Annotated in this window: 5 protein-coding genes and 1 pseudogene; 5 read left to right on the top strand and 1 reads right to left on the bottom strand. The window is 64.2% G+C overall.

The window, feature by feature from the left end; genetic code table 11:
- Positions 1 to 141: 141 nt before the first annotated feature.
- From HII36_RS52970 to HII36_RS57590, 5 genes and pseudogenes are all read left to right on the top strand, one after another.
- On the top strand, positions 142 to 846 hold the full coding sequence (locus HII36_RS52970; RefSeq protein ID WP_173530994.1) for a TnsA-like heteromeric transposase endonuclease subunit: 705 nt from the start codon (positions 142 to 144) through the stop codon (positions 844 to 846).
- Positions 843 to 2,921 carry a Mu transposase C-terminal domain-containing protein gene (locus HII36_RS52965; protein WP_173530993.1) on the top strand — a complete coding sequence of 693 codons (2,079 nt, stop codon included), beginning with the start codon at positions 843 to 845 and terminating at the stop codon, positions 2,919 to 2,921. Before HII36_RS52970 ends, HII36_RS52965 begins: the two co-directional genes overlap by 4 nt.
- Positions 2,915 to 3,955, top strand: coding sequence for an ATP-binding protein (locus HII36_RS52960; protein ID WP_173530992.1), 1,041 nt, complete (start codon positions 2,915 to 2,917; stop codon positions 3,953 to 3,955). The genes HII36_RS52965 and HII36_RS52960 overlap by 7 nt, the downstream gene beginning before the upstream one ends.
- Positions 3,952 to 4,356: pseudogene (locus HII36_RS59430) on the top strand (TniQ family protein); the annotation flags it as partial. The gene HII36_RS52960 and the pseudogene HII36_RS59430, both read left to right, overlap by 4 nt.
- Positions 4,357 to 4,383: 27 nt before the next feature.
- A complete protein-coding gene (locus HII36_RS57590) occupies positions 4,384 to 4,902 on the top strand; it encodes a hypothetical protein (protein ID WP_236005120.1) in 519 nt (172 codons plus the stop codon).
- 304 nt (positions 4,903 to 5,206) lie between these two features.
- Here the strand turns inward: HII36_RS57590 and HII36_RS52950 are convergent, their stop codons facing one another.
- A complete protein-coding gene (locus HII36_RS52950; RefSeq protein WP_173530990.1) occupies positions 5,207 to 5,368 on the bottom strand; it encodes a hypothetical protein in 162 nt (53 codons plus the stop codon).
- Positions 5,369 to 5,436 lie beyond the last annotated feature (68 nt).

Raw genomic sequence — 5,436 nt, 5'->3', positions numbered from 1 at the left:
CACTGGTTCCGCCGTCTGCGCATCCGCTGGGAGATCCGCGACGACATCCACGAGGCCTTCATGACCCTTGCCGCAGCGATCATCTGCTGGCGACGCCTCGTCCGATGAGTCCATTGTTAGGACCTCTTAGGCGCATTTGGTGTGAGCTTCGTGACGGTGACTGGTGAGGAACGGCGGCTTCCGCTGAGCTTGGCCTGGTCTACTGCGTTCGAGGAGATGGCTCCAGTTCGCGAGTTCTCTTTTCGCAGGGGGCAGCGTAACTACGCTGGTTGGTACTGGTTTGCCACCACTGGTGACCATGTGGGGTTCGAGTCCTGGGTGGAACGTGATCAGCTCATGCTTTTGGATTTCGATCCCGAGGTGGCCTCGGTGGCTTCGCAGCCGTTTCGGCTGCACTGGTTTGACGAGGCTGTCGGGAAGGAGCGGCATCACACCCCTGACTATTTCGTTCGGCTGGCCAGCGGCAGGGTCAGGGTGGTGGATGTTCGCCCGGACCACCTGATCGAGCCTGATGATGCTGAGGTCTTTCGGCTCACCGCGGAGGCTTGCGAGATGGTGGGCTGGGAGTTTGCGCGGGTTGGTGTGGTGGAGGCGGTGCTGCGGGCGAACGTGCGCTGGTTGGCGGGTTATCGGCACCGACGCCATTGGAACCCGGAGATTGCCGAGCGCCTGATGTCCATCGATGGCTCGGTGCCCCTGATGGAGCATGCGCGACGTCACGGTGATCCGCTACAGGTGCTGCCGGTCTTGTTTCACCTGATGTGGAGCCGCTTGCTGACGGCGGACCTGCGGACCACTCCCCTGGGCCTGGCCACGTTGGTTGCCAAAGGAGGGCCACGCGAATGAGTTTGCGCAATCGCGGGGTTCTCCGGTGGGGTGACCAGGTGCGTCTTGAGGGTGTGGCCTACACCGTGACGGGGCTGTCGGGTGTGTTGGTCAGATTGGCTGATCCGCAGGGTGAGTCGCGGGCCGTCCTGCTACCTCAGCTCATGGCCGATTCCGACTTCGCCATCCTGACGGGCGGGACGAGCAGGTTGGGCTCTTCGCTGCGTGGTCTGGACGGCTTTCCCGACCGGGTGGTGGAGCAGGCGCGGTGGTGGGAGCACCATCTGGTTGAGGTGATCTCGGGCCTCCCGCCTGAGGCTTCCCCGGAAGCTGTCCCCCGCTCTGACTACGACCCCACTACTCACAGCTTGGCCGAGCGGGAAGCGGCGAAGGCGGATGAACTGACGCGGTTGGGGTTCAAAGTCAGCCCGCGCACGTTGAAACGGCGGCGCCAACGCTATGAGACGGAAGGGCTGGTTGGCCTGGTCGATCGGCGGGTGAGCTCAGGCACCGGCCCTGGTGCTGGGAACGCCGATCCACGGCTAGTGGAGGCGATTGGCCAGGTCTTGTCCGAGGCCAAGAGCGCGTCCACGCGGACTGTCGCCTATGCCTTGTGGCGGACTGGCGAGATTCTGCGCGAGAAACACGGTGAGGGCATCGTGCCGATGCCCTCACGGGCGACGTTCTACCGCTTGTTCGAGCTGTTATCTCAGGGGCAGCGCGTCGCCGGCACCGCGAGAGCTAGGAAGTCGTTGGCGAGTCGGCCAGAGGGCCCGTTTGACATGCTGACGGTCTGCCGCCCCGGGGAAGTCGTGGAGATTGACTCCACGCCGTTGGACGTGCTGGTTCTCCTGCCTGATGGGGTGCCTGGCAGGGTCGAAATGACCGGCATGGTTGATCTGGCGACTCGGACCATCACCGCTGCGGTGCTGCGCCCCACGACGAAATCCGTTGATGCGTCGTTGCTGCTCGCCAAGACGGTCACGCCGGAGCCGATGCGGCCCGGGTGGACGGAAGCGCTGCGGATGTCACGCTCGGTTCTGCCCCACCAGCGGCTGCTGACCTTGGACGAACGACTGGCAGGCGCGGCCGCCAAGCCGGTGATCGTCCCCGAGGTGATCGTCTGTGATCACGGCAAGGCATTCATCTCGCAGAACTTTCGCTCCGCGTGCCGGATGCTGGGCATCGATTTTCAGCCTGCGCACGAGGGCACTCCCACTGATAAGCCCCATATCGAGCGAACTTTGGGGTCGGTGGCGTCGATGTTCGCGCAGTTCGTGTCCGGCTATGTCGGCCGCTCTCCGGAACACCGCGGTGATGTCGATGGGAAACGGCTGTGGTCCCTGCTGGAGCTTCAGGAGCTTCTGGATGAGTGGATTGTCGCCAAATGGCAAAATCGCAAGCACGACGAGCTACGTGACCCAGCCACTCCTGGGCGAGCGTTTAGCCCGAATGAGAAGTACGCGGCGCTGGTGGAGGCCTCAGGCTACGTTCCAGTGGCGCTGACCAGCAACGACTATATTGAGCTGCTCCCGGCTACCTGGCGAGCGGTCAATTCCTACGGGATCCGGATTAGCCGCCGCACCTACGACAGTCCTGAGCTCAATCCGTTCCGGCGGCAACGCTCGGGGGTGGCGGCACGCAAGAATCTGTGGGAGATCCACTACGACCCCTACGACGTGAGCCGGATCTGGGTGCGTAACCACTGGGATGGTGGCGGGTGGATCACCGTGGGCTGGACGCATCTGCGCTCAGCACCGATGCCGTTCGGCGAGATGGCCTGGGACCACGCGCGTCAGCAGCTTCCCGACCAGGGGCGCGCCAGCACCGAGGAAGAGATCGCCGAGGCGGTGGCAGCGTTGCTGCGCAAAGCGTCGGCGGGTCCCGAGGGGAGCAGGGACGACCGCAAACTCACCCGGCGCGATCGGCGGGTGGCCGCCCGGACCAAGGCCACCTCCTCGGGGAATCGGCTCCCTCTCCCGGAACCGCCGGCCGCCCCGCCGGAGGAGCCGGTGGCCGAAGATGACCACACGCTGGCCAAGGTGATTCCGCTTGGAGTGTTCGACCCGTTCGAGGAGGCCAAGAAGCGATGGTGACGACGGCGACGTCTGCGTTTGAGGAATCGCTCGAGGATGACGATGAGGTTCTGCGCCCTCTGGTCACCAGGAAGGGGTGGCGCCAGTTCGTGGGGCGGCCCGTCGTTCCCCCGGTCCTGCTATCTCTCCGGGACTGGGAGGCGCTGGATGACGAGGCACGGATGTCTTACGACGATCGACGCCTGGACTATCACGGGGAGCTTGTCGTGGTGCGCACCGCGGTGGTGGAGAAGGTGGCGCTGGAGGGACGTCGGCTGACCCGGCTCAACCGGCGAGCGCGTGGCGCTCGCCGGGGGTTGATCGTCTCGGGTGACGGCGGCACTGGGAAGTCGACCGCCATCACTTATTTGGGCAAGACCTTCGAGCTTATGAGCCGTCAGCAGGACTTCGGCGCCTCTCGCATTCCGGTCGTCTACGTCACCGTCCCCATGGCGGCTACGCCGCGAATGCTGGCGGTCGAGTTCGCCCGCTTCCTCGGCATACCGGTGGTCCGCAGAGCGAACATCACTGACGTGATGGAGTCTGTCTGCGGCGTGCTGGAGGACGCCCGGACCGGGCTTGTCCTGGTCGACGAGATTCACAACATGGACTTGAATACCCGCAGGGGCGCCGAGGTGTCGGACACCTTGAAGTACTTCTCCGAGCGGATCGCCGCAACCTTCGTCTATGCCGGGATCAATCTGGAGTCCGAAGGTCTGTTCTCCGGCACTCGAGGGCAGCAGATCGGCAGCCGTTTCAAATTGATCATCACGGGCGCATTCCCTTACCACGATGAGTGGAAGGGCCTGGTCGCCACGTTGGAAGCGGCATTGCGGTTACACCGGCACAAACCAGGGACGCTGGTCGCGCTGGACGAATACCTCCACCAGCGCACCGGAGGGATGATCGGCAGCCTCTTCAGCCTCATCCAAACCGCCGCAATGGAGGCTATCGATGACGGGACTGAGATGATCACGAAGACTGCTCTGGACGGGCTGCAACTTGACCGCACGGCTGAGTCGCAGCGGCGGCCGAAGGCTTCTCAGCGTTCGTGACCAAGAGGTCCCCGGCAGGCAGGTTCACTGAACTCGCTTTTCCGATCCCGCCCGTTCAGGACGAGGCGCTGGCCTCTTATGTTCCGCGTCTGGCCAGCGCGAATCATGTCCGTCTCGACCATTTCATTGAGCACCTGACTGGACGGCGGCGCCAGTATCCGCGCCCGGCTGAGGCGCCAGCTCATGCCCTGGCCGCCCTGACCGCCAGGTCCGTCCAGACACTGCTCTATGCGCTGCCCGAGTTGCGTGCCGGCATCCCGCTCCCCGGTCTCAGAGTCGAAGGACGGACGCTTGGGCGGTATCCCAACCGGCCTGGACTTCTCTGTCGACGATGCCGACAACAGAAACTGATCTCAGTCCCAGTGACTCGGTGGCAACGTCATGATCAGAACGTGTGCCTTCGTCATGGCCTATGGATTGGCGAGGGCGTGAGCATCGAAAGCGATCAGGTGGAGCTGGCCCCTTGTCCGGAGATCGTTCGCGCGCACCGCTATCACCGCCGCCTCATCGGCCGCCTGGGACGTGTCCCGGTCGCTCTGGCCTACCACGAGGCACAACAGATCCATCTGGAGTGGGTGTCCCAGGGCAGGTTTCAAGACATCCGCTTCTCGCGCTTTCGTCGGCTGCTTGGGGCTGACTGGCGCGTGAATCGCGAGAGCGCAGTCCTGAATGCGGCGATCCATCCGGAGGTTGTCGCACTCGCCGGGCTTCTGGGGTCGGTCTATTGGAGAGGCTTGGCCGGTTCTTCAAGGCCAGGCGACGTCCTGCGCTTCTATGAGGAGGTCGGCAGCCGCGTGCATGCCGGCTACCGGCGACCAGCAGACTACTTCGACCCTCTGGGGCAGTGGGTGGAAGAGCAGGTCTCTGCGCATCGGTTGGGTCGGACGCCGCCGTCCCCGTCAAATGTCTTTGCCATGAGCAACTACGGCTACACGGACACTCACTGACCGACTTCCGGGGCCACTTTAGTGAGATGACCCCGTCTGCCTCAGCCTGAACGCTCGATGAACATCCAGCTCACAGCGCGGATTGCTGGGGGCCACTTTTGTGAGACGGGGCCAAGTTCTTTGAGACAGGACACCCGCGCACACCCTTGTCCGTCACCGTCATCACGACCTCCTCCACCATCCGCGCCTTCCCGGGGACCCGCCCGGTTCGCCATCCACCCGCCGCCGGCGTGTTGTTCGCGGCCACTCCCCTGCCCGTGATCATCACGGCCCCGTTTTCGAACGTTCGTACGATTCCCGTGTTTCATGATCCGCGTGAGGTGACTCCGCGGACGAGGGCGGCCGCCACGGCGATGGCGATGGCGACGAGGCCGAGGATGAGGAGCCATTTGACGGTTTTGAACAGGAGTCCGAGCAGCATCAGGACGAGTCCGATGACGGCGAGGGCGATGAGCAGGGTGCGCATGGTGGTGGGTCCTCTCGTTGTCGGGGGTGTTCCCGTTTCGTGGCGGGGTGAACGCGGGCGGTAGGGGG

Origin of the sequence: Nonomuraea antri, from assembly GCF_013283785.1 — a bacterium.
Taxonomy (GTDB): Bacteria; Actinomycetota; Actinomycetes; order Streptosporangiales; family Streptosporangiaceae; genus Nonomuraea; species Nonomuraea antri.
This window is presented reverse-complemented; position numbering and strand designations above follow the sequence as displayed.